We start from the raw sequence: 20,678 nt of genomic DNA, 5'->3' as shown, positions 1-20,678 counted from the left end.
CTACCTCAGGGAGCGAATCTCTTCCTACGAGGTCGGCAGCAGGCCGGCCCTGAGGTAGCGAGGAGCTCCCCATGTACGACCGACTGACCGTCCAGACCGAGGTCGCCTACAAGCGTGAGCGGCTCGCCCGCAGCGCGTCCACCAAGAAGAGCCGCGGCGACCGTACCCGGATCCCGTTCCTCGGGGACCAGGTGAACAGGCGAGTCCGCTGACCCCGGCCGCCGGGAGCGGCCCCGCGTCGCCCCCGACACCCCCGCACGACCCGCCTCACGGCACCACGTGACGCCGAGCTGACACCAGTCGCTCGGCGTCCGTCGTTTTTGGCACATGACTCGCGACGCCCCCCCATCTAGGGATGACGACCGATCCCGACCGCTACCTCAGGAGCCCAGGCTCGTCGTACGCCGCCGGCGCCCGTCCAGGGCCCGGCACCGCCAGGACGGGAGCACCACCATGTGGGACCAGCTGATCCAGGCCCAGGGCGACTACCGCCAGCGCGCCACGAGGGGCCGGCCCGTCCGGCGCCGCCGGTCGCGCCGCACGATGCCGTTCCTCCCGGGAGGGGCCGCCGAGGGCACCCGTGAGGGACGCGCCCGCACCAACCGCTGACGTCCGACGGCCAGGAGGAACACAATGGAGCCCGTGACCCAGACCAGCACGACGATGGTCGGCCGCGACGACGAGCTGGCCGAGCTGGCCGACGCGCTCGGCGTCCGCCCGCCGCGCCCCGCCGACAAGCTGGTCGACGTGCTGCTCGCCGGCGACGCGGGCGTCGGCAAGACGCGCCTGCTGCGCGCCCTGCGCGACCTGGCCTTCGACGAGGGCTGGCAGGTCTTCGCCGGACACTGCCTCGACTTCGGCGACAGCGCGCTGCCCTACCTGCCCTTCTCCGAGGTGCTCGGTCGGCCCTCGACCGCGCCGACCTGTTCCGCGCCATGCTCGCGGTGCTCGAGGCCGCCGCCCGCCGCGCGCCGCTGCTGCTGGTCATCGAGGACACCCACTGGGCCGACCAGTCGACCCGCGACATGCTCAGCTTCCTGCTCTCGCGTGTCGACTCGGGCGGGTTCGCCGTGGTGGCGTCCTACCGCTCCGACGACCTCCACCGCCGCCACCCGCTGCGCCGTCAGGTCGCGGAGTGGTCCCGGCTGGGCGGCGTCGAGCGGGTCAACCTCTCCCCGCTGGCCGACGACGACGTGCGCTCGCTGGTCAAGCAGCTGGTGCCCGGCGGCCTGCCCGAGTCCGAGCTGTCGGCGGTGGTCGCGCGCGCCGAGGGCAACGCCTTCTTCGTCGAGGAGCTCGTCAGCGCCGCCGCCGAGCCCGGCACCTTCATCCCGGCCGACCTCGCCGACGTGCTCCTGGTGCGGCTCGACCGGCTCGACGACGACGCCCGCCAGGTCGTCCGGGCCGCCAGCGCCAGCGGCCGCCGGGTCTCGCACGACCTGCTCGAGGCGACGTCCGGGCTGTCCGCCGAGGCGCTCGACCACGGCCTGCGTGGAGCCGTGGAGATGAACGTCCTGGTGGCCGAGCGCGGCGCCTACGCCTTCCGGCACGCCCTGCTCGGCGAGGCCGTCTACGACGACCTGCTGCCCGGCGAGCGGGCCCGGCTGCACGCGCGCTACGTAGCCGTCCTGCGTGACGGCAGCGCCCGCGGCACCGCTGCCGAGCTCGCCCGTCACGCCCGGCTCGCGATGGACCGGGTCACCGCGCTGCAGGCCAGCGTCCGCGCCGGCAACGAGGCCAGCGCCGTCGGCGGGCCCGACGAGGCCGCCTACCACTACCAGCAGGCGCTCGAGATCCTCAGCGGCGACCTCGCGCGCGGTGACGGCGGCGACCTGGGCGACCACGGCATCGACCTGTCCAAGCTCGTCGTCAAGGCCGCCGACGCCCTGGTCACCTCCGGCGACCCCGAGCGGGCGATCGCGGTCATCGGCGAGCAGCTCGAGCGGCTCCCCACCGACGCCCCCGACACCTGGCGGGCCCGGATGCTGAGCGCGCAGGCGGCCGCGATCTACATCACCGAGGTCGACAACGAGATCGACCCTGTCATCCTCTCGGCCCAGGCCGTGGCCCTGGCGCCGCTCGGCGAGAACGGCCTGCGCGCCCGGGTGCTGGCCAACCACGCCAAGATCCTGGCCGCCTACGGCCGCTACGACGAGGCCGAGACCGCGGGCGTCGACGCCCTCGAGATCGCCGAGCGCCTCGACTTCCACGAGCTCGCCAGCGACGCGATCACCACCCTGTCCGGGCTCAAGAAGGCCGGGCCCAAGGAGGGGCTGCGCGCCGCGCTCGAGGAGGCCATCAACCGTGCCGTCGAGTCCGAGGCGCTCGACGCCGAGCTGCGCGGCCGGTTCCTGCTGGGCCGCTCCTACGAGGACTGGGGCGAGTTCGACGAGGCCGAGCGCTGGTTCGCCAGCGGCATCGAGCGCGCCACCGACGCCGGGGTGCCGTGGGCGCCCTACGGCTTCGAGGCGCGCTGGCAGCTGTCGTGGATCCACCTGGTGCGCGGCGAGTGGGACCGCGCCCTCGACCTCTTCGTCGTCGAGGGGCCGGTCCCGCCGCCGATCCCGCGGGCGATGCTCAACTCCATGCGGCTGCAGATCCTGCAGCACCGCGGTGACGACGTGACCGCGCGCGTCGGTGGGCTCCGTCCGTTCTGGCGGCGTGAGGGCGCCGTCGCGATCCACGCGGCCGCGATCGAGATGATCGGCGCGGGCCGCCGCGACGAGCCCGAGGCCGCCGTGGCGTCGTACGACGAGGCCGTGGCGGTGCTCTCCCGCATCTGGCACGAGTGGTTCAGTGCCCGCATCCGGCTGGCCGCGGTGACCATCGGTGTCCTGGCCGACGCCATGGCCCACCGCAGCGGCGCCGAGCGCGAGGTCCTCGTCAAGGAGGTCGACCGCCTCCACACCGACGGCCACATCGTGCTCGACCGCTACACCGACCCCTCGGGGCACTGGGGTCCGGAGGGTCGTGCGTGGGTCAAGCGGCTCGACGCCGAGACCCTGCGCGCCCGCTGGCGGTCGGGTCTCGACGCGCCGCCGCTCGAGGTGCTCGTCGAGACCTGGCGCGAGACCGAGACGCTGTTCGCCGACTTCGGCCACGTCCACGAGCTGGCCGTCGTCCGGACCCGCCTGGCCGGGATCCTGCGGGCCTCCGGTGACCTTGCGGGGGCGCGCGAGCTGGGCGACCTGGCCCGGGCCGCGGCCCACGAGCTCGGCGCACGGCCGCTGCTCGACGAGCTCCAGGCGATCGGCTCCGCGCCGGCTGCCAGGGCCGCCGAGACCACGGCCACCCTCACGGCCCGCGAGCGCGAGATCATCGGCCACGTCGCCGACGGCCGCACCAACGGCGAGATCGCCCGGATGCTGTTCATCAGCGCCAAGACGGTCTCGGTGCACGTGTCCAACATCCTCGCCAAGCTCGACGCCTCCGGGCGCACCGAGGCCGCCGCCATCGCCCGGCGCCGCGGGATGCTCGACTGACGGCGTCCGCGCCACCCACCGTCAACGCCGCTAGCCGCCGATAGTCCCTGACGTTCTGGCCCCTGTCCGCCCCGGACCGGGGGCCATTTCGTCAGGGACTATCGGGCCGTGTCGGGGCCTGTGGATGACGCCGGCAGAGGTCGACGTACGGCGTCATCCTGGCTGGCATGCCGGACGAGGACGAGCGACCACCAGCGCTGCGCGCCGGCTGCACCCGCCCGGTGCGCGCCCACGGCGCCCCGACACGCAAGCAGGCCCGGGGACCCCACTGGCGACGGACGAGTCACGGGTTCTACGTGCCCAGCTCGGTGCCGACCGACAGCGTCGACCAGCGGATCGTCGAGGCGTCCGTCGTCGTGCCGCCGCGCTGCGCGATCAACGGCTGGGCCAGCCTGAGGTGGCGGGGCGGCCGCTGGTTCGACGGACTGGGCCCGGCCCGCGAGCCGCTGCCGGTGGGCATCGTGATCAGCAGCCACGACGTGCGACCGCAGCCGGGCATCGCCCTGAGTGCCGAGGCCTTCGACCCGCGTCTCGTCGAGTGGGTCGACGGCGTCCCGGTGATCGACGCGCGCTACGCCGTCGCCTTCCAGATGCGCTACGCGCGCAGCTGGCGCGCGGCCGCCAACGAGCTGTCGAAGGCGGCGTACAACGACCTCGTCTCGATCGAGGAGATGACGCAGTTCCTGACCCCCGGGCAGAACGGGATGACGGGCGTGCCCCAGGCCCGCCGGGCTCTCGGCTGGGCCGAGGAGAACGTCTGGTCGCCGTACGAGCTGCCGATGTCGCTGCTCTGGCAGGTCGAGGCCGACCGTCCGCGCCCGCTCTGCAACCGGCCGATCTTCGACCTGGCCGGGCGTCACGTCGCCACCCCTGACCTGTTCGACCCGGTGACCGGTGTCGGTGGGGAGTACGACGGGGAGCTCCACCTCGACCGGGGTCAACGAGATCGCGACCTGCGTCGCGACGGAGCTCTTCGGCACTACGACCTGGAGCTGGTCTACGCGACCGCCCCCGACCTGCACGACCCGCGTGCCTTCGTCGGCCGGCTGCACGACGCCTACCGGCGCGCCGCGCGGCGGCAGGTCAGCGACCGGACCTGGACGATCGAGCCGCCCGCGTGGTGGGTCCCGGTCGACACGGTCGAGCAACGTCGCGCGCTCACGGCGCAGCAGCGTCGCCGGTTCCTCGGCCACCGCACCGCCTGACCGATAGTCCCTGACGATCTGGCCCCGATCCGGTCGGATCAGGGGCCATTTCGTCAGGGACTATCGGGATTGGGTGCGGGTGGGGCGACTACCGGTCAGAGCCACTCGACGCTGGCCAGGGCCGACTCGATCCACTCCCGGGCCTCGGCGTCGTCCTGCGGGAACTGGAAGGCGATCTGGACCAGCGAGTCCTGGTAGATCGCCCCGAAGACGTAGCTGAACTTGTCGGCGGTGCCCTCCGCGACGTAGCCGGTGACCCCTGCGACCTCACGACCCTGCACCCGCTCGAGGTTGGGATAGACGATGTCCTTGCCGCCGTTGATCGTGAGCTGGGCGTAGTAGCCCAGCGTCTTGCCCGGGACGGTGCCGAGCGCCGAGACGGCGATGTCGACGAAGGCGCCGTCGCTGTTGTTGGTGGAGGCGTTGTCGCCCCCCGGCTGGGGCCGCCAGGTCACGTCGCCGGGGAGACGCATCCTCAGCAGGGTCTTGCCGAGGTCCTTGGCGGTGATCGTCGGCCCGGTGGCCGGCGTCGGGGTGGGCGAGGCGGGCTCGGTCTCGGTCGGCGCGGAGGACGTCGGGGCCGACGTCGTGGGCGAGGGGACTGTGCTGGACGGGTCGGCCGACCGGGTGGGCTCGTCGTCCGGCGAGTCGGACGAGCATCCCTCGAGCAGCCCCATCAGCAGGCCGAGCAGCAGCAGAGCAACCCCGATCGGGGCCCGAGAGCGCATGGCCGGACGCTACCCTCCCCGGTCTGTCCCGAACATCCTCGGGTTTGCGGCGGTGACGACGGGGTAGGCGGCGACAGACCGTTCGACGACACGATGGGTGCGCTCTCGACATGGGTTTCAGCCTCAACCTCAGCCAGTTCCTGGACGTGGTCCCCACCACGTCGTCAGCTCCGCAGGGCCTCGACCTCGCGGTCGAGGCCATCGACGACGTGATCAAGAGGATCGAGGCGGAGATGGATCTGCTGCAACCCAACGAGTTCGCCTCTGCCGGCACGATCCAGAGCGTGTCCTTCGGCGGCGCCGACGCCGCCCCCAATCTCGCTCTCCACTACACCCGCGCCCACGAGGTGACCTGGAAGACGCTGCGTGGGGTGAAGTCGGACCTGGTCGCCTTCCAGGAGGCCTGCCGCACCGCCAAGCAGCAGATCGTCCTGGCCGACGAGGACTCCGCCGACCAGTACAACCGGACCCGGACCGCGATCGAGGCGCTCGAGGCGGGGTCCGACCAGCACCAGGGCCGTTGGGACCACCAGCAGGCCCAGCAGGACCAGGACACCACCGGCGGGGAGGACCTCTGATGTCCGGCCAGAACATCGCCCGGCTGACGGCCGCGGTCGCCGGCATGAACGTCGAGGACGTCACCACGTCGCGCGACGCCTGGGACGACGGCAAGACCGCGCTGGAGAAGGTCTCCCGAGCCCTCGAGCAGGCCGCTGAGCAGGTCAAGATCGGGTTCGGCGAGGACTCCCGGTCCGGAGATGCCGCCAAGAACGTCCTGCTCCAGATGCGCACGCAGGTGATCGAGCCGCGGCTCGCGGACATGACCGCGGCGAGCGGGGCCCTCGAGGGCGTCCGCACCGCGATGGAGGCCAGCAAGAACCAGGCGTCCCAGATGCCGACCTCGGCGCCCGGGCCGGCCCCGAAGTACACCGGGGGAGCCGGCGACACGGCCGACGACATCACCGCGCTCAAGATCTACGCCAACAAGACCCGCGCCCACAGCGAGCAGGTCACCAAGTACGGCAACGCCGACGAGGACGCCCGCACGCAGGTCGAGGCGCTCAACAAGACCTACACCGAGGCAGCCGAGGTGATGGCCAAGATCCACGGTGAGCCCGTCGACGACGGTGGCGGCGATGGCGATGGCGACGACGGATCGGGTGGTTCGGGCGGCGGCGGTGGTGGCACGACGGTCCGCGACCCCGGCCCGGGGCTGACCACGATGCCGCCCCCCCATGTCTACCCGGATCCCCACCCCGACCCCCACCCCGACCCGACGCCCTTCCCCGACCCGCAGTTCCCCGATCCGATCCGGGACCCGACGTTCCCCGACCCGACCCCCGACCCCACCGACCCCGGCACGGGCACGGGCACGGGCACGGGCACCGGCACCGACCCGTCCCTGGTCCCCGGGCCCGGTCCCGCGCCGACCCCCGTCCTCGACGGTGGCGGTGGCGGCGGGATCAACCCGGGTGCGGCGCTGGGTCTCGGAGGCGCGGGGCTGATCGCCGGGGCCGGTGCCAAGGGCGTCCTGGGCCGACTCGGCAACGCCGCGCTGGGCCGCGGCGGCGCGACCGGCGGCACCCTGGGGGCGAGCTCCCGGCCGTCCGCACGCGGGGTCCTCGGCTCCCGGGGCGGCGTGGCCGGCGCCGGTGGTCAGTCCACCGGCCGCGGGGGTGCCGGACGTGGCGGTGGAGCCGGTGCTGGCGGCACCGGCACGCGTGGCGGTGGCGGACGTGGCGCCGGTGGACGTGGCGCCGGCGGGCGTGGTGCCGGTGCTGGCGGCGTCGGCAGCCGTGGCGGCCGGTCCAAGGACGGCAAGGAGACCTCGCGCGAGAACGAGTACGACGTCGACGAGGACTGGACCGACGACGAGGGCAACCCGCAGGTCCTCGGCTGAGGCTGGCTGGTCAGCGCGAGATCGCCCAGCCCAGGCAGGCCAGTGCGCCGGTCGAGGTGAGGGTCCGTACGACGTTCCAGCGCGCCCACGGCCCCTCGAACGTCTCACGCGCTGCGGCGAGCGTCGACCCGTCGGAGCGCGGGTCCACCGCGGCGAGGGCGTCGTTGAGCGGGATGCTGCCGGCCGCGGTGACCGCCACCGTCGCGAGGGCCAGCACCAGCCCGGCGACCACCCATGGCCGCGCCGGCCCGCCGGCGGCCACGACTCCCGCCGCCGCCAGCACCGGGGCGCCGAGGAAGCTGGCCAGGAACACCGGGTTCACGATCGCGACGTTGACGTGCTGCATCGCCGACACGAACGTCGCGTCGTCGGTGTCGGCCAGGCCGGGCATCACACCGCTGGCCCAGGTGTAGTAGGTCCCCGCCTGCAGACCGCTGGCGACCAGGGCGGCGAGCAGGAGCGGGGTGCGGGCGGACTCGAGGGCATCGATCATGGGACCACCTCACCACCGGTGAACGAGACGATCCATGGCGATTCGTCGCCCACGCATGCGCGTCCGTCTAGGATCGCCGTCGTGGACGAGCTCTCCGGGTTGCTCGACGGCCCGCGGGCTCGCGGCGCGTTCCTGCTGCGCTGCCTGCTCGACCCGCCGTGGTCGGTCGGCCTGCGTGACGACGCGCCGCTCTCGGTGACCGCCGTGGTCCGCGGTCACGCGTGGCTGCTGCCGGCCGGGGGCGAGCCCAGCCGGCTCGAGCCGGGCGACCTGGCGGTGCTGCGCGGTCGGGCGGGGGCGGCGTACGCCGTCATCGCCGACGACCCGGCGACGCCGGTCCAGGCGGTGATCCACCCGGGCCAGGTCTGCCGGACTCCGGACGGGCGCGAGCTCGCCGAGGAGATGCACCAGGGCGTGCGCAGCTGGGGCAACGCGGCGGTCGGCGAGACGGTGCTGCTGACCGGGGCGTACGCCGTCGACGGCGAGGTCGGCACCCGCCTGCTGCGCGCGCTGCCCGACGTCGTCGTGGTGCGCGCCGACGAGGTCGACGGCCCTCTCGTCGACCTGCTTGCCGTCGAGACGGTGCGGGACGCCCCGGGTCAGCAGGCGGTGCTCGACCGGCTGCTCGACCTGCTGCTGATCGCGGTGCTGCGGGCGTGGTTCGCCCGGCCGGGCACCCGGCCGCCGGGCTGGTGGACGGCGCAGGCCGACCCCGTCGTCGGGCCGCCGCTGAGGCTGATGCAGCACCACCCCGAGCACCCGTGGACCGTGGCCGGCCTGGCCGAGGTCGCGGGGGTGTCGCGGGCGTCGTTCGCGCGGCGGTTCCACGAGCAGGTCGGCCAGCCGCCGATGGGGTTCCTCACCCAGTGGCGCCTCGAGCTGGCCGCCGACCTGCTGCTCGAGCCGGGGTCGACGGTGGCGTCGGTGGCCCGGCGGGTGGGCTACGGCTCACCGTTCGCGCTGAGTGCGGCGTTCACCCGGCAGCGTGGCGAGTCGCCCCGGCAGTGGCGCGACCGCGGTCAGCCCGGCCCGACGTCGACGGTCTCGGCGACGGCCTCGAACACGTCGCACCAGTCGGGGTAGTCGTCGCGTGCGGCCGAGCACGTGAGGGTCACCGCGAGGCCGCCGACCAGCCACGCCCACTGGTCGCAGAGGACGTCGGCGCTGCCGACGCGGTGCGCGAACCGCTGGTAGCGCACCTCGTGCCCGTCGAGGTCGTAGACGTCGTCGTCCTCGACCGCGAGGTCGTCGAGCACGTCGGCGAGCCCGGCCAGTGCGTCACGCCGCCAGGCGACGACGTCGTCGTGGTCCACGGTCGTCGTCCGCACGACGATCTCGGGGCGTACGCCGCTGGGCGGCAGCACCGGAGCCCGCGCCGAGACGACGACCCCGTGGGCCGGGTCGCCGCGGCGGCGGCGCCAGGAGGACGGGACGGAGACGGACAGGCCGGGGCGGGTGATCGTGGTCATGCGCCACCTGTGCTCGCGACCCGCCTGGGGACAAACGAGGGCCCGGTCGGCCTGTGGACGACCGCCTGCCGCGGCTGCGCCCAGCGACTAGCGGATGGTGCCGACCCCCGGCACCAGCGGCAGGTCGAGGGCGGTCACCCAGCCGGCCGGCAGGTCGTTGACGGCGGGCACGGCGTTGAGCGCGCGCAGGCCGGTGGCCAGACAGCCGGCGACGGCCGGGGCACGCCCGCTCCCGTCGGTGATGCGGAACGCCGTCTCCTGGGTGATCGACGGCGAGCCGACGATCTCGACGCGGTAGACGTCGTCGGCGCTGCCGGTGGGCCAGTCGGGGGCGGCGTCGAGACCGATCCGGTTGACGTGCTCGAGCACGATCACCTCACGGCCGCGGTAGACGCCGTTGATGGTGAAGCGGATCGCGGCGACGTTGCCGGCCTCGACGACGCCCTTGACGGTCGTGCGGTCCTCGGGGGTCACCCACTTCTCCCAGGTGGTGGTGATGTCGTCGAGCTCGATGCCGACGGCCGCGGCCATCATCGGCACCGTCGCACCCCACGCCATGACCAGCAGGTCGGGGATCTCGAGCAGCGGCGTGAACTCCGGCGGGCGGCCGATGCCCATCTCGTCCTCGTAGTCGCCCTCGTAGTCGGTGTAGTCGACGAGCTCGCTGGCCCGCACCGACTCGACCCGGCCGCACAGCCCCATCAGGGTCATCGGGAACAGGTCGTTGGCGAAGCCGGGGTCGACGCCGGTGGTGAAGCAGCTCGCGCCACCCGCGGCGCAGGCCTCGGTGATCGGGTCGATCCATGCCGCCGGGTTCTGCGTCATCGTCGGCCAGACCCACGGGGTCATCGCGGTCGAGCAGACGTCGATGCCGGCGCGCAGGAACGCGCTCATCACCCGGATGTTCTCGTCGGCGAACTGCGCCGTCGGACCGTAGTGCACCAGCGCGTCGGGCCGCAGCGCGACGAGCTCCTCGACCGAGTCGGTCGCGAGCACGCCGGTGGTGACGTCGAGCCCGGCCAGCTCGCCGGCGTCCTTGCCGACCTTGGCGGGGTTGCTGACGCCGACGCCGACCAGCTCGAACACGGGATGGTCGTCCAGGATCTCGGCGACGACCATCGACCCGACGACGCCGGTGCCCCAGACGACGACCCGCTTCCTCTGCGCGGGGATGCTCATCGGTCGAAGGCCTTCCGCACGTCGTCCTCGGTGAGGCCGTAGTCGGCCAGGTCGTAGCGGTGCGACGGCGCCTTGCCGCCCTGCTTCTGCTCGCGGTCGATCTCCTCGACGGCGGCCAGCGCCTCGGGCGTGAGCTCGAGCCCGAAGTGCTCGTAGATGCCGCGGACGGTGCCGATGGGGTCGGTCACCAGGTCCCGGAACGCGACGTCGGCGACCTGCTCGTCGACGTACGCCGGACGCGCGTCGTGGTAGGCGTGGTAGCTGCGCGACCACAGGTCGAGCTGGGTGCGTCCGATCGCCGCGGCGTCGTACGTCGTGGAGTGGCCGACGGTGGTCTCGGCGGAGAGCGAGCACGACGAGGCGATGCAGACGACCGGGTCGCGGTGGGTGTAGACGACGAGCGCGTCGGGATAGACGGTCATCAGCGCGTCGAGCGCGGTCATGTGGCTGGGGTTCTTGAGCACCCAGCGCTTCTCGGGGTCGTTGAGCCCGACCAGCTGGAGGTTCCGGCGGTGCCGTGCGTAGGCGTCGGTCCAGTCCTGGCGCGCGAGCCACTCGGCGTAGCGCGGCACGCGGGCCAGCGACTCGTAGGAGTTGGACTTGCCGGTCTGGCGCAGCAACCGCCAGCACTCCTCGACCGTGGTGGCATCCATGTAGTGGATGCCCATGTAGTCGGGGCTCTCGACGTGGTGCGCGGCGAAGCCCTGCTGCATCGCGGCGAAGATCGGGTCGTCGTCCCAGGTGTCACGGGGAGGCCGCGGCTGCGGGTACTGCGTCAGCCACATCTCGAGCCCCTGCGCCGAGGGGTCGGCGTGCAGCAGTCGGTGCAGGGCCGTCGTACCGGTGCGGGGCAGGCCCATCACGAAGATCGGCCGCTCGATCGGCACCTCGGCGTGCTGGGGGAAGCGCTGGAACGCCGCGTGCGTCAGCAGCACCCCGACCAGCGCGCTCTTGACCTCGGAGCGGTGGAAGTAGTTGCCGCGCGGCGTCAGGCCGGCCTCGGGCGAGGCGAGGTCGTCGGCGAGCACCCGCAGCCCCTCCTCGTGGGCGGTGCCGCCGAAGTCGGTCAGCCCGGTCGTGCGCTGGGCGGCGGCCACGATGTCGTCGTAGGAGCCGACGTCGGGACGCTCGCGCGTCATCACGTTGTCGGTCATGGATCAGCTGTGGAACTCGCCGCAGTCGACCGTCAGCGTCTGCCCGCTGACGGCCGAGGCGAGGTCGGAGGCCAGGAAGAGCGTCGCGCGGGCGACCTCCTCGGGCGAGGCGAGCCGCTGGAGGTCGGTCGGTGCGGCCTTCTCGGCGTAGACGTCGTCGTGGGTGACACCGGCCTCGGAGGCGAGCCAGTCGAAGTAGCCCTTGTTGACGTCCTCGTAGATGTAGGACGGGGCGACGCTGTTGACGCGGATGCCCCGCGGGCCGAGCTCGGTGGCCAGCGAGTGGGCGAGGTGGGCGAGCGCGCCCTTGGAGAGCTTGTAGCCGGCGTACTCGGGCTGGCTGCTGAACTGCACCGCGCTGTTGAGCATGATCACCGAGCCGTGCGTCGCCGCTAGGGCGTCGGCGAACAGGGAGGTGAGTCGCAGCGGGGCGAAGACGTTGGTCTCGTTGGCGGCGCGCAGGGCCTCGAGCCCGAGGGTGCTGATCGGGTCCATCGGCGGGATGCCGAAGGCGTTGTTGATCAGGCAGTCGACCCGACCGAACTCGGCCAGCGACGCCTCGACCAGGGCCCGGCGCGCGTCCTCGTCGGTGATGTCGGTGGGGACGACGAGCGCGCGGGTCCCGTAGGAGCGCACGACCTCCGCCATCTTCTCCAGGCGCTTCCGGGTCCGGCTGACCAGCACCAGGTCGGCACCCATCTTGGCCGCCTCCTCGCCGAGCGAGCGGCCCAGGCCGGGCCCGACCCCCGACAGCACGACGACCTTGCCCTTCAGCAGCGGCAGCGGCTCGTAGGCGTCGGCGACCGGGGTCAGGTGCGCGGCGGCGGTAGTGCTCAAGAGATCATCCTTCGGGCCACGGAGCGCTGCCGGGCGGCGATCCGCGCGGCGTACTCCTCGGGGGTGACGGGCGTGTGGAACGGCAGGTGCTTCGGTACGTCGTCGAACGGCACGACCTCGACGGTCGGGCCGTCGGCGTCCTGGGTGAGGTCGCGGGTCAGGCGCTGCCAGCGCAGCATCATCGAGCCGGTGCGGTGCCCGGTGGTCTCGAGCCAGTTGGCGATGCCGGGGTCGCGCTCGGAGACGACCACGCGGATCAGGCCGTCGGGGTCCGTGACGGCCTGGGCCTTGGTGAGCGAGGTCTGGTGGGTCTCGTAGTCGGTCGAGGCGTACCAGTCCGAGCCGATCTGGATGCCCTGGTAGCTCGCGTCGTCGCAGCGCGGGACGGTGAGGATCATCGCCTCCTCGTCGCCGAGCTCGTAGTGACCGATCGACGAGCGCTGCGAGGCGAGCCCGCCGGGCGTCGACCGCGGCGCGGTCAGCGTGTTGACCGGCTCCTGGCGCTCGAACCACTTCGGGAACTCGAACCAGGTGAGGATCGAGCCGGTCAGGGACCGGGCGGCGACCTCGTACTTCTTGCGCAGCAGCGCCTCGGTCAGCGGCCTGGCGGGCTGGCCGAGCGTGTCGGGCCGCTCGATGGTGAGCGTGCCGCGCTCCTCGGTGTCCCAGTCGTTGAAGACCTCGCGCACGATGAGCGTCTTGGCGCCGGGCTCGGCGACGTAGGTGAACTCGAAGGTGCCGTCGTCGGCGATCTCGAGCTCGCGGTCGTCGAAGGCCATCAGGCTGGTCGCGGCCGAGGTGGCCGAGTAGGCCCCGCCCATGACCTGGAAGCTGAGGTCGGCCGACGTCCCGCGCCGCCCGCGTACGACGTACTCGACCCCCTCGCGCAGGTAGGCGTTGAAGTAGATCGCGTCGGGGTTGTCGAGGCCCTGGCGGGAGAACTGGTGGGTGGGGTTGATGAAGAGCGGTCGGTCGAGGTCGTGGTCGAAGGCCATCTGCATGGCCATCCGGATGCGGCCCGACAGGTAGTCGTAGCCCTCGAGCCGGTCGGCCTCGGTGCGGATGAACGGTGCGTTGGCGATCAGCTCCTCGGCCTCGGCGATCGCGTCCTGCAGGGGCTTCGTGAGGTCGAGGGAGTCGGACACGTCAGGCCCTCGCGATGATGTTCTCGGCGTACTGCTCGAGGTGCTTGATCTTGGTCTCGAGCGGCTCGGTGTCGGGGCCCTTGATGTAGGGCACCCGGAAGCCGACGATGCAGTCGGTGACGCCCTTGTCCTCCAGCCGCTTGACCCCGTCGAGGGTGTAGGCGTCGTAGGAGATCACGTGGACCTCGAAGTCGTCACGGGTGTCGCCCTCCTCCTCGCGGATCTCGGCGAGCCGGACGAGCAGCCGGTCGAGCTCCTCGCCGTCGCCGCCGGCGTGCATCCAGCCGTCGCCCTTGCGTACGGCGCGGCGCAGCGCGGCGTCCACGTGACCGCCCACCAGCAGCGGGATCCTCTCGGTGGCGCCGGGGCACTGCTTGAGCTCGTCGACCTCGTAGAACTCGCCGTCGTAGGAGAAGAACTCACCGGTCGTGAGGCCGCGCAGGATGTCCATGCACTCGTCCATCCGCTTGCCGCGCCTGGCCCAGTCGACGCCGAGGTTGGCGAAGTCCTCGGGCCACGGCGAGATGCCGACGCCGAGACCGAGTCGGTTGCCGGACAGGAACGCCAGCGACGAGGCCTGCTTGGCGACCAGCACGGGAGGACGCACGGGCAGCTTGAGCACGAACGGCGTCAGGCGCAGCGTCGTGGTCACCGCGAACAGGTGCGCGCAGAGGATCATGGTCTCGATGAACTCCTTGCCGTCGAGGAACTCCCGGTCGCCGGTGTCGGTGTAGGGGTACTTGGAGTCCGAGTCCTTGGGGTAGATCAGCGAGTCGGCCACCGTCATCGACGTGTAGCCCGCGGCCTCGGCCGCCTGCGCGAGCGGTGCGTAGTAGCCGGCCTGGGTCATCGCCTCGGCGTAGGAGAACCTCACGGGCGACAGACTAGAACGTGTTCCAGTTTCCGGCTAGGTCTGCGAGAGTGGCCGCCGTGGACCTCCAGGAGATCAGCGACCGCATGGAGATCACCGAGGTGATCACCCGCTACACCCGGGCCATCGACTCCGGCGACTGGGACAAGCTCGACACCGTCTTCACCGACGACGCCCAGATCGACTACACCGAGTCCGGCGGCATCAACGCGCCGTACGCCGAGGTCAAGCCGTGGCTGGCCGAGATGCTGCCGGCGTTCTTCCCCCAGCGGATGCACACCATCGGCCAGGTCGAGATCACGTTCGACGGCGCCGACGAGGCCGCCGTCTGCGCCTACTTCGACAACCCGATGCCGCTCGACGACGGCCACGGTGGCACCAGGATCGTCGAGGTGGGCGGCATGTACCACCACGACGTCGTGCGGACGCCGTACGGTTGGCGCAGTCGCCGGCTGCACGAGCAGGTCGTCTGGAAGCGTGGTCTGTAGGTGCCCGACCTGACTCCCGAGCAGCGTGCGAGGCGCCAGAAGGCGCTGGCCGCCCCGGCTGCCGCGAAGGTCATCAAGTGGATGGCGCGTGGGCAGGTGAAGGTCTTCCGGCTCACCAACGGCCGGATCGGTTCGAGGTGGCGCATCGGGGCCGGCTTCCGCAAGCCCGTGCCGACGCTGCTGCTCGACCACGTGGGGCGCAAGAGCGGGACGCCGTACACGACGCCGCTGCTCTACCTCGCCGACGGCCCCGACCTCGTCGTCGTCGGCTCGCAGGGTGGGTTGCCGAAGGACCCGCAGTGGGTCGGCAACCTGCAGGCCCACCCCGACACCACGGTCCACCTGCGCGGCGAGAGGGCCCGTCCGGTGCGCGCCCGGGTCGCCGAGCCCGACGAGCGAACGGCGCTGTGGCCACGCCTCGTCGCGCTGTACGCCGACTTCGAGACCTACCAGGCGACGACCGACCGGGTCATCCCCGTGGTGGTGCTCGAACCGCGGTGACCGGGAGTCGACCGCCGGCTGACATTTGGCCCGGGTTGCGCCGTCGCCCACAATGGGCCGCGTGAGCGACCAGCTGCCCGACGAGCCCGACCAGCCCGAGAACCGCGCGCTTCCCGTGCTGTGGGGCGTGCTGGCCCTGGTCGCCGTGGCGGTCATCGTCGGTGGGGTGCTCGCCGTGGGCGCGAGCCTGGCGACCAAGGCCACCGGCCTCGCGAGCGACGGCGAGGCGACGTCCAACTCCACGCAGCGCGGCGAGACCCTCTACCTGCCCACGCCCTCCGAGGTCGGCTCCTCCCCGCCGATCACCCTGTCGAACGGCACCGAGCCCGAGCTGCCGTCGTCGACCTACTCCGACACCCCGGCCGCACCCAAGTCCGAGATCACGCTGTCCAGCGACCAGACCCAGGTCGGCGCCATGGAGAAGATCTACCTCAACGGCACCTACCCCGGCGGTGACGGCGCGGTGCTGCAGGTGCAGCAGTACAAGGACGGCGGCTGGTCCGACTTCCCGGTCAACGTCTCGGTCAGCGGCGACCAGTTCTCCACGTTCATCCAGGCCGGCCAGCTCGGCGAGAACCGCTTCCGCGTGGTCGACACCGACTCCGACAAGACCTCCGACGAGGTCGTCGTCACGATCTCGTAGCCGCTCTCGCGTCGCGGTCGACCTGCGCGACGAAGTACGCCGTCCAGGCGGTGCCGGCGAGCCCGAGCACGCCGATCACGACGCAGGCGAGGGCCAGTGGCGCGACCAGCGCGATGGCGCCCACCACGAGCGGCCCGCCCGAGAGCCCGATGTCGCCGCACAGGCGCCACCCGCCGAGGAACTGCGCCCTCCCGTCGGCCGGGGCGGCGTCGGCCCCCAGCACCATCACGATGCCGGAGCCGAGCCCGTTGCCGATCGCGATCAGCACGACGACCGCCGCGACGGACCAGGACGAGGTGGCCAGCGGCAGCAGCAGGGCGGCGACGGCGACCGAGAGCACCACCGGGACCGCGACGACCGTCCGGCCGCGGTGGTCCATCAGCCAGCCGCCGGGGTAGAAGAACACGATGTCGACGGCGCCGGCGAGCGCGAAGATCAGCGAGGTCGTGGTCGCGGAGATGCCGACGTGGTCGGCCCACAACGGCAGCAGTCCGGTGCGCACCGAGCGCGACGCCGAGATGACCACGACGACGACCCCCAGGGTCAGCAGCACGTACCGGTGCTGGGCCAGCACCTGCCACACGCCGAGGTGACCGCGCTCGCGCTCGGCGTCTCGTCGCTCGGAGCCGAGGTCGGGCATGGTCCACGCCAGCGCGGCGGCGCCGAGGGCGGCGACGGCGGCGAAGACGAACACCGTGCTCAGGTCGCCGAGCGCGATGAGGGCGGCGCCGATCAGCGGCCCGACGAACACGCCGACCCGGTGCGAGCCGCCGAGCGTCGACAGGGCCCGGGCGCGGTGGCTGAGGGGGACGACCTCGATCATGAACCCCTGCCGGGCCATCAGGAACGTCGTCCACGTCATCCCGCTGACCACGACCGAGAGACCCAGCAGCAGCACCGACCCGGCGACCGCGCCGAGCAGCATCGCGGCGGCGTCGAGGACCCCGGCGTAGACCAGGGCGCGACGCTCCCCGATGCGGGCCACCACCGCGCTGGCCGGCAGCGACGCGACGAGCATGCCGATGCCGAGCGCTGCGACGATCGCCGCGGCCGTGCTCACGTCGGCGCCGAGGTCGCGCGCCCGCAGCGCCAGGATCGGCATCACGGCGCCGTGGCCCGTCGAGCTGACGATCGTCGGGCCGTACGCCGTCAGGGCGACGTCGCGCAGCCGGAACTCGCCCTCCACGTCGTGGAGCCTGTCACGGCGGCGTCGTCCGTCGGGGTGGGGGCAGGTGCTGGGGTGGGAGCGGGCGGCGTGCGGTGCTGCCCGGCGACGACGCCGCCGAGGACCAGCGCCATGCCGAGCGCCTGGGGCCAGCCGAAGGCCTCGCCGGCGACGACGACGCCGAGGGCGGTGCCGGTGACGGGGTTGAGCAGGCCGACCAGGGCGACCGCGCCCGCGGGCATCCGGCTGAGCCCGTGGAACCAGCAGCAGTAGGCGAGGATCGTGCCGGCGGTGCCGAGCCAGAGGTAGCCGCCCAGGGCCGGGAGGTCGATCGCCGGGGGAGCCCCCTCGACGACCAGGGCGAGGGGCAGCAGGACCAGCCCGCCGACGACGAGCTGCCACGAGACGAGCGTCAGCATCGAGACGCCGTCCGGGCGGGGCCAGCGCTTGACCATCACGAAGCCCAGCCCTGAGACGAGCACCGACCCGAACGCGCCGACCAGGCCGAGGGCGGTCACGCCGTCGGGGGAGCGCAGCACCAGCAGGGCGACGCCGGACAGGCCGACGAGCGCGGCGACGACCCGGGTCCAGGTGGCACGCTCGCGCAGGAGGACGAACGCCAGCCCCATCACCGCGAGCGGCGAGGCGGCCTGCGTGGTCGCGGCCAGTCCGCCCGGCAGGTGGTAGGCGCCGAGGAAGAGGAGGGGGAAGAACAGGCCGATGTTGCAGGTCCCGAGGAGCGCCGCCCGCCACCACCAGTCGCCGCGGGGCAGGCGGCGACAGACGGCCAGCAGCACCAGGCCGGCCGGCAGGGCCCTCATCAGGGCCGAGAACAGCGGACGGTCGGGCGGCAGCAGCTCCTGGGTCGTCAGGTAGGTCGTGCCCCAGGCGAGCGGGGCGATCGCGGTGATCCCCAGCGTCCGCAGGCGGTTGTCTTCCACGGAAGACAAACTATCTTCCGGGTAAGATATTGTCCAGGCATGAATGAACCCGAGCCGGACCACGTCGGTCGGATCCTCGAGCAGTGGCGGGTCGAGCGTCCCGACCTCGACATGTCGCCGCTCGGCATCATCGGCCGCCTGCACCGGCTGGCCGACCGGCTCGACGCCGAGCTGCGCGTGGTCTTCGCGCAGGCCGGGCTCACCGACGGCGACTTCGACGTGCTCGCCTCCCTGCGACGCGCGGGGGCGCCGTACGAGCTGACGCCGGGGGAGCTCGGCGCCAGCACGATGATCACCTCGGGCGCGGTGACCAAGCGCGTCGACCGGCTGATCGCCCAGGGGTACGTCGACCGCTACGTCTCCGCCGACGACGCCCGGTCGCGACGGGTCCGGTTGACCGAGGCGGGCGTGGCCTTGATCGACGACCTCGTCCCTCGGCACGTGGCCAACGAGCACCGTCTCCTCGCCGGCTTCACGGCGCAGGAGAGGGCGGTGCTCGCCGGGCTGCTCGAGTCGTGGGGGCGGACGCTCGACGGCTGAGGTGGGGCTACTTCACGACGTGCAGGTAGGTCCAGCCGGTCGTGTTGCTGGAGGTGGGACTGCCGTAGTAGGTGAGGAACGCGGTGCGGACCCGGAGGCGTGCCCCTGGTCGGAGGTTGCGCGGAAGCGGGTAGGACGCTCGGGCAGCGGTGCCGCTCGAGATGCACTGACTCCTCCCGGTTCTCGACCACCCGGTGCTGGTCCGGTTGGAGCGCTCGAAGACGAAGCAGCCGTAGGCGGCGCTCGGCGCCCCGGAGACGGTGACCCGGTGGGTGTGTGGGGACCGGATGGCGAGGTAGCTCCCCTCACGCCGGTAGGGCCCGCTCACTTTCTGGGTCACGCGCGAAAGCACGGGAACGGCGACCGATGTCGACGTCACGTCGCCGACCGTCGCGACCAGCTGGCGGTCGCGCGTGGCGGGAATGGTCGTGCGGAAGCGGCCGTCGTCGCCGACGGTTCCGCTCCGCACGATCCGCGGCGTTCCGGAACCATCGATGACCGAGACGGTGATGCCCTGCCCGATCGCGTCGGTGGTCACGGCCGTGAGGTACATCGTCTGTCCGTAGACGTAGCTGGCCCGGGCCGGCACGAGCCTGACACCCGGAGGGAAGACGGGGTAGTTCGGGTCCTCTGCCGTGGTCGCCCGCCACGCGATCTCGCCGCGGAGGGCGCCCGCAGCGCCCTGGCAGGTCTGGTCGAAGGTGACGCGCAGAGCGGTGAGGCTGCCGCCCGCGTCGTACGTCGCCTCGTGCACCGTGAAGGATCCGGTCAGCTCGAGGCACTGGCCGTAGGGGCTGGAGACGGAGAGGCCCGCCACGCCGCTGGGTCTGTTGGTGGTGTGTCCCACTCCGGCGTACGTGCCGGGTAGCAGCCGGCCGCCGTCGGGCGACTGGAACTGCGCGTACCAGTCGGATCCGACCTGCGCCTCGATGATGTCGTCCCACCGGTAGGCATTGACATCGTCAGCGATGCCGAAGCGGTAGGCCCGCCCCTGGCCGACCTCGTCGCCCTGCTCGCTGCCGAGCTGCCACCGCATGTCACCGTCGTTCCCCCGCCCGGTGAGGGGCACGGCACGGGTGCGCCCGTCCAGGACGAGCCTCAGGACGCCCTCCCGCAGGCCGCCGGCGGTGGGTCGGAAACCGACCAGGACGTCGCAGCCCTCCCCGGGGTTGAGGGTCCTGCCGCAGTGGTTGTCGACGATCGAGAAGTCGGTCCCCCTGATCGTGGGTGTGCCGGTCGAGTAGGCAGAGCCGGACGTGTTGACCACCTCGACCGGTACGGTCAGCCCGGAGCGGCCCACCTCCTTGACCGGCCAGTCGACCCTGCTCGACAGGACGACGGCGCCCGGATCCTGTGGGACGTTGACCCGGACCTCTCCGAACACCTTCGATCGCCCGCCCTGGCAGCTCTGCTCGTAGGAGATCCACAGGCTCGACAGGTCGGCCGCGACCTGATGGACGTCGAACGAGCCGGTGGTCTCGCCGCAGCCATTCGGACCTGAGATGTCGATGTAGGGGTGAGTCCCCTCCAGGTCGTCGCCGCTGTCGTAGTGACCGGGCGCCAACGGCGCGCCCGTGCCGGTGCCAAACGTCAGGTTGAGCCGGTCCCTCGAGGGATTGTCAGATGCGAGCAGCAAGAGATGACCCTCGGCTACTGATCCGAAGACCTCGACTTGACCCGCACCCGTGCGCCACACACGCTTCGCGCCACCGCCGATGGGCTGGTCGGGCTCGCTGAACAGGACCACGGAGAAGTCGGTGGCAGCGCTGGGGTCGACCGCGGCTGCTTCCGAGGGAATCGACGGGAGGAAGGTGGAGGCGATGGAGACCAGGAGGAAGACACACCCGAGGACCCGAGGCTTGAGGAGCACCCCGTATGAAAGCACCCCTCGACGCTAGGCGTCTGCGAGTTGGCCGAGTTGTCACCTGGGCTCGTGT

Annotated in this window: 22 protein-coding genes and 1 pseudogene; 12 read left to right on the top strand and 11 right to left on the bottom strand. The window is 72.3% G+C overall.

The window, feature by feature from the left end; genetic code table 11:
- The first annotated feature begins 71 nt into the window (after positions 1 to 71).
- From FJQ56_RS22085 to FJQ56_RS07745, 5 genes and pseudogenes are all read left to right on the top strand, one after another.
- Complete coding sequence (locus tag FJQ56_RS22085) at positions 72 to 212, top strand: hypothetical protein (protein WP_170215311.1); 141 nt, start codon at positions 72 to 74, stop codon at positions 210 to 212.
- A gap of 241 nt (positions 213 to 453) precedes the next feature.
- Complete coding sequence (locus tag FJQ56_RS22080; protein ID WP_170215310.1) at positions 454 to 609, top strand: hypothetical protein; 156 nt, start codon at positions 454 to 456, stop codon at positions 607 to 609.
- Positions 610 to 633: 24 nt separating this feature from the next.
- Positions 634 to 1,010: pseudogene (locus FJQ56_RS22995) on the top strand (ATP-binding protein); the annotation flags it as partial.
- 15 nt (positions 1,011 to 1,025) lie between these two features.
- A complete protein-coding gene (locus tag FJQ56_RS22400; protein WP_342776443.1) occupies positions 1,026 to 3,482 on the top strand; it encodes a helix-turn-helix transcriptional regulator in 2,457 nt (818 codons plus the stop codon).
- Positions 3,483 to 3,649: 167 nt separating this feature from the next.
- Entirely contained in the window at positions 3,650 to 4,687 is a 1,038-nt protein-coding gene (locus tag FJQ56_RS07745) for a hypothetical protein (RefSeq protein ID WP_140008645.1), read from the top strand.
- A gap of 95 nt (positions 4,688 to 4,782) precedes the next feature.
- Here FJQ56_RS07745 and FJQ56_RS07740 read toward each other — a convergent pair whose 3' ends face one another.
- Positions 4,783 to 5,415, bottom strand: a complete 633-nt coding sequence (locus tag FJQ56_RS07740; protein WP_140008643.1) for a hypothetical protein — start codon at positions 5,413 to 5,415, stop codon at positions 4,783 to 4,785.
- A gap of 110 nt (positions 5,416 to 5,525) precedes the next feature.
- On the opposite strand from FJQ56_RS07740, the gene FJQ56_RS07735 reads away from it, so the two are divergent.
- Together FJQ56_RS07735 and FJQ56_RS22065 are read left to right on the top strand one after the other, a co-directional pair.
- The gene (locus FJQ56_RS07735) at positions 5,526 to 5,993 is read left to right on the top strand and encodes a hypothetical protein (protein ID WP_140008641.1); all 468 of its coding nucleotides are present in this window, start codon (positions 5,526 to 5,528) and stop codon (positions 5,991 to 5,993) included.
- Positions 5,993 to 7,315, top strand: coding sequence for a hypothetical protein (locus FJQ56_RS22065; protein ID WP_170215309.1), 1,323 nt, complete (start codon positions 5,993 to 5,995; stop codon positions 7,313 to 7,315). Before FJQ56_RS07735 ends, FJQ56_RS22065 begins: the two co-directional genes overlap by 1 nt.
- Before the next feature lie 10 nt (positions 7,316 to 7,325).
- Here FJQ56_RS22065 and FJQ56_RS07725 read toward each other — a convergent pair whose 3' ends face one another.
- Positions 7,326 to 7,808 (bottom strand): anthrone oxygenase family protein, encoded by a 483-nt coding sequence (locus FJQ56_RS07725; RefSeq protein WP_140008639.1) that lies wholly within the window; start codon positions 7,806 to 7,808, stop codon positions 7,326 to 7,328.
- A gap of 81 nt (positions 7,809 to 7,889) precedes the next feature.
- Here FJQ56_RS07725 and FJQ56_RS07720 point away from each other — a divergent pair, with 81 nt between their 5' ends.
- Positions 7,890 to 8,891, top strand: coding sequence for an AraC family transcriptional regulator (locus FJQ56_RS07720; RefSeq protein WP_140008638.1), 1,002 nt, complete (start codon positions 7,890 to 7,892; stop codon positions 8,889 to 8,891).
- Here the strand turns inward: FJQ56_RS07720 and FJQ56_RS22060 are convergent.
- The 6 genes from FJQ56_RS22060 to FJQ56_RS07690 all read right to left on the bottom strand — a co-directional run bounded on the left by FJQ56_RS22060 (position 8,828) and on the right by FJQ56_RS07690 (position 14,466).
- Positions 8,828 to 9,277: a hypothetical protein gene (locus FJQ56_RS22060; protein WP_170215308.1), complete on the bottom strand. Its 450-nt coding sequence runs from the start codon at positions 9,275 to 9,277 to the stop codon at positions 8,828 to 8,830. The genes FJQ56_RS07720 and FJQ56_RS22060 overlap by 64 nt on opposite strands.
- 87 nt (positions 9,278 to 9,364) lie before the next feature.
- The gene (locus FJQ56_RS07710) at positions 9,365 to 10,456 is read right to left on the bottom strand and encodes an NAD(P)H-dependent amine dehydrogenase family protein (RefSeq protein WP_140008636.1); all 1,092 of its coding nucleotides are present in this window, start codon (positions 10,454 to 10,456) and stop codon (positions 9,365 to 9,367) included.
- A complete protein-coding gene (locus FJQ56_RS07705; protein WP_140008634.1) occupies positions 10,453 to 11,610 on the bottom strand; it encodes a sulfotransferase family protein in 1,158 nt (385 codons plus the stop codon). The genes FJQ56_RS07710 and FJQ56_RS07705 overlap by 4 nt, the downstream gene beginning before the upstream one ends.
- 3 nt (positions 11,611 to 11,613) lie before the next feature.
- On the bottom strand, positions 11,614 to 12,447 hold the full coding sequence (locus tag FJQ56_RS07700; protein WP_246084032.1) for an SDR family oxidoreductase: 834 nt from the start codon (positions 12,445 to 12,447) through the stop codon (positions 11,614 to 11,616).
- A complete protein-coding gene (locus FJQ56_RS07695; RefSeq protein WP_140008632.1) occupies positions 12,444 to 13,592 on the bottom strand; it encodes a hypothetical protein in 1,149 nt (382 codons plus the stop codon). The genes FJQ56_RS07700 and FJQ56_RS07695 overlap by 4 nt, the downstream gene beginning before the upstream one ends.
- 1 nt (position 13,593) lies before the next feature.
- Positions 13,594 to 14,466, bottom strand: a complete 873-nt coding sequence (locus tag FJQ56_RS07690) for a TIGR03619 family F420-dependent LLM class oxidoreductase (RefSeq protein WP_140008630.1) — start codon at positions 14,464 to 14,466, stop codon at positions 13,594 to 13,596.
- A 56-nt stretch (positions 14,467 to 14,522) separates the two neighbouring features.
- Here FJQ56_RS07690 and FJQ56_RS07685 point away from each other — a divergent pair, with 56 nt between their 5' ends.
- From FJQ56_RS07685 to FJQ56_RS07675, 3 genes are all read left to right on the top strand, one after another.
- Entirely contained in the window at positions 14,523 to 14,951 is a 429-nt protein-coding gene (locus FJQ56_RS07685; RefSeq protein WP_140008628.1) for a nuclear transport factor 2 family protein, read from the top strand.
- The gene (locus FJQ56_RS07680; RefSeq protein WP_246084031.1) at positions 14,952 to 15,452 is read left to right on the top strand and encodes a nitroreductase family deazaflavin-dependent oxidoreductase; all 501 of its coding nucleotides are present in this window, start codon (positions 14,952 to 14,954) and stop codon (positions 15,450 to 15,452) included.
- 61 nt (positions 15,453 to 15,513) lie between these two features.
- Positions 15,514 to 16,095 (top strand): hypothetical protein, encoded by a 582-nt coding sequence (locus FJQ56_RS07675; protein ID WP_140008626.1) that lies wholly within the window; start codon positions 15,514 to 15,516, stop codon positions 16,093 to 16,095.
- Here FJQ56_RS07675 and FJQ56_RS07670 read toward each other — a convergent pair.
- Positions 16,082 to 17,281, bottom strand: a complete 1,200-nt coding sequence (locus FJQ56_RS07670) for an MFS transporter (RefSeq protein ID WP_246084030.1) — start codon at positions 17,279 to 17,281, stop codon at positions 16,082 to 16,084. The two genes, FJQ56_RS07675 and FJQ56_RS07670, sit on opposite strands and share 14 nt — an antisense overlap.
- Complete coding sequence (locus tag FJQ56_RS07665) at positions 17,245 to 18,201, bottom strand: EamA family transporter (protein WP_140008624.1); 957 nt, start codon at positions 18,199 to 18,201, stop codon at positions 17,245 to 17,247. The genes FJQ56_RS07670 and FJQ56_RS07665 overlap by 37 nt, the downstream gene beginning before the upstream one ends.
- 39 nt (positions 18,202 to 18,240) lie before the next feature.
- On the opposite strand from FJQ56_RS07665, the gene FJQ56_RS07660 reads away from it, so the two are divergent.
- Positions 18,241 to 18,741, top strand: coding sequence for a MarR family winged helix-turn-helix transcriptional regulator (locus FJQ56_RS07660; protein ID WP_140008622.1), 501 nt, complete (start codon positions 18,241 to 18,243; stop codon positions 18,739 to 18,741).
- Between the two features lie 7 nt (positions 18,742 to 18,748).
- Here the strand turns inward: FJQ56_RS07660 and FJQ56_RS07655 are convergent, their stop codons facing one another.
- Positions 18,749 to 20,377, bottom strand: a complete 1,629-nt coding sequence (locus FJQ56_RS07655) for a hypothetical protein (protein WP_140008620.1) — start codon at positions 20,375 to 20,377, stop codon at positions 18,749 to 18,751.
- Between the last annotated feature and the right edge of the window lie 301 nt (positions 20,378 to 20,678).

Origin of the sequence: Nocardioides plantarum, assembly GCF_006346395.1 — a bacterium.
Lineage (GTDB): Bacteria > Actinomycetota > Actinomycetes > Propionibacteriales > Nocardioidaceae > Nocardioides > Nocardioides plantarum.
The sequence above is the reverse complement of the archived record's forward strand: the minus strand, read 5'-3'. Positions and strand labels throughout refer to the sequence as shown.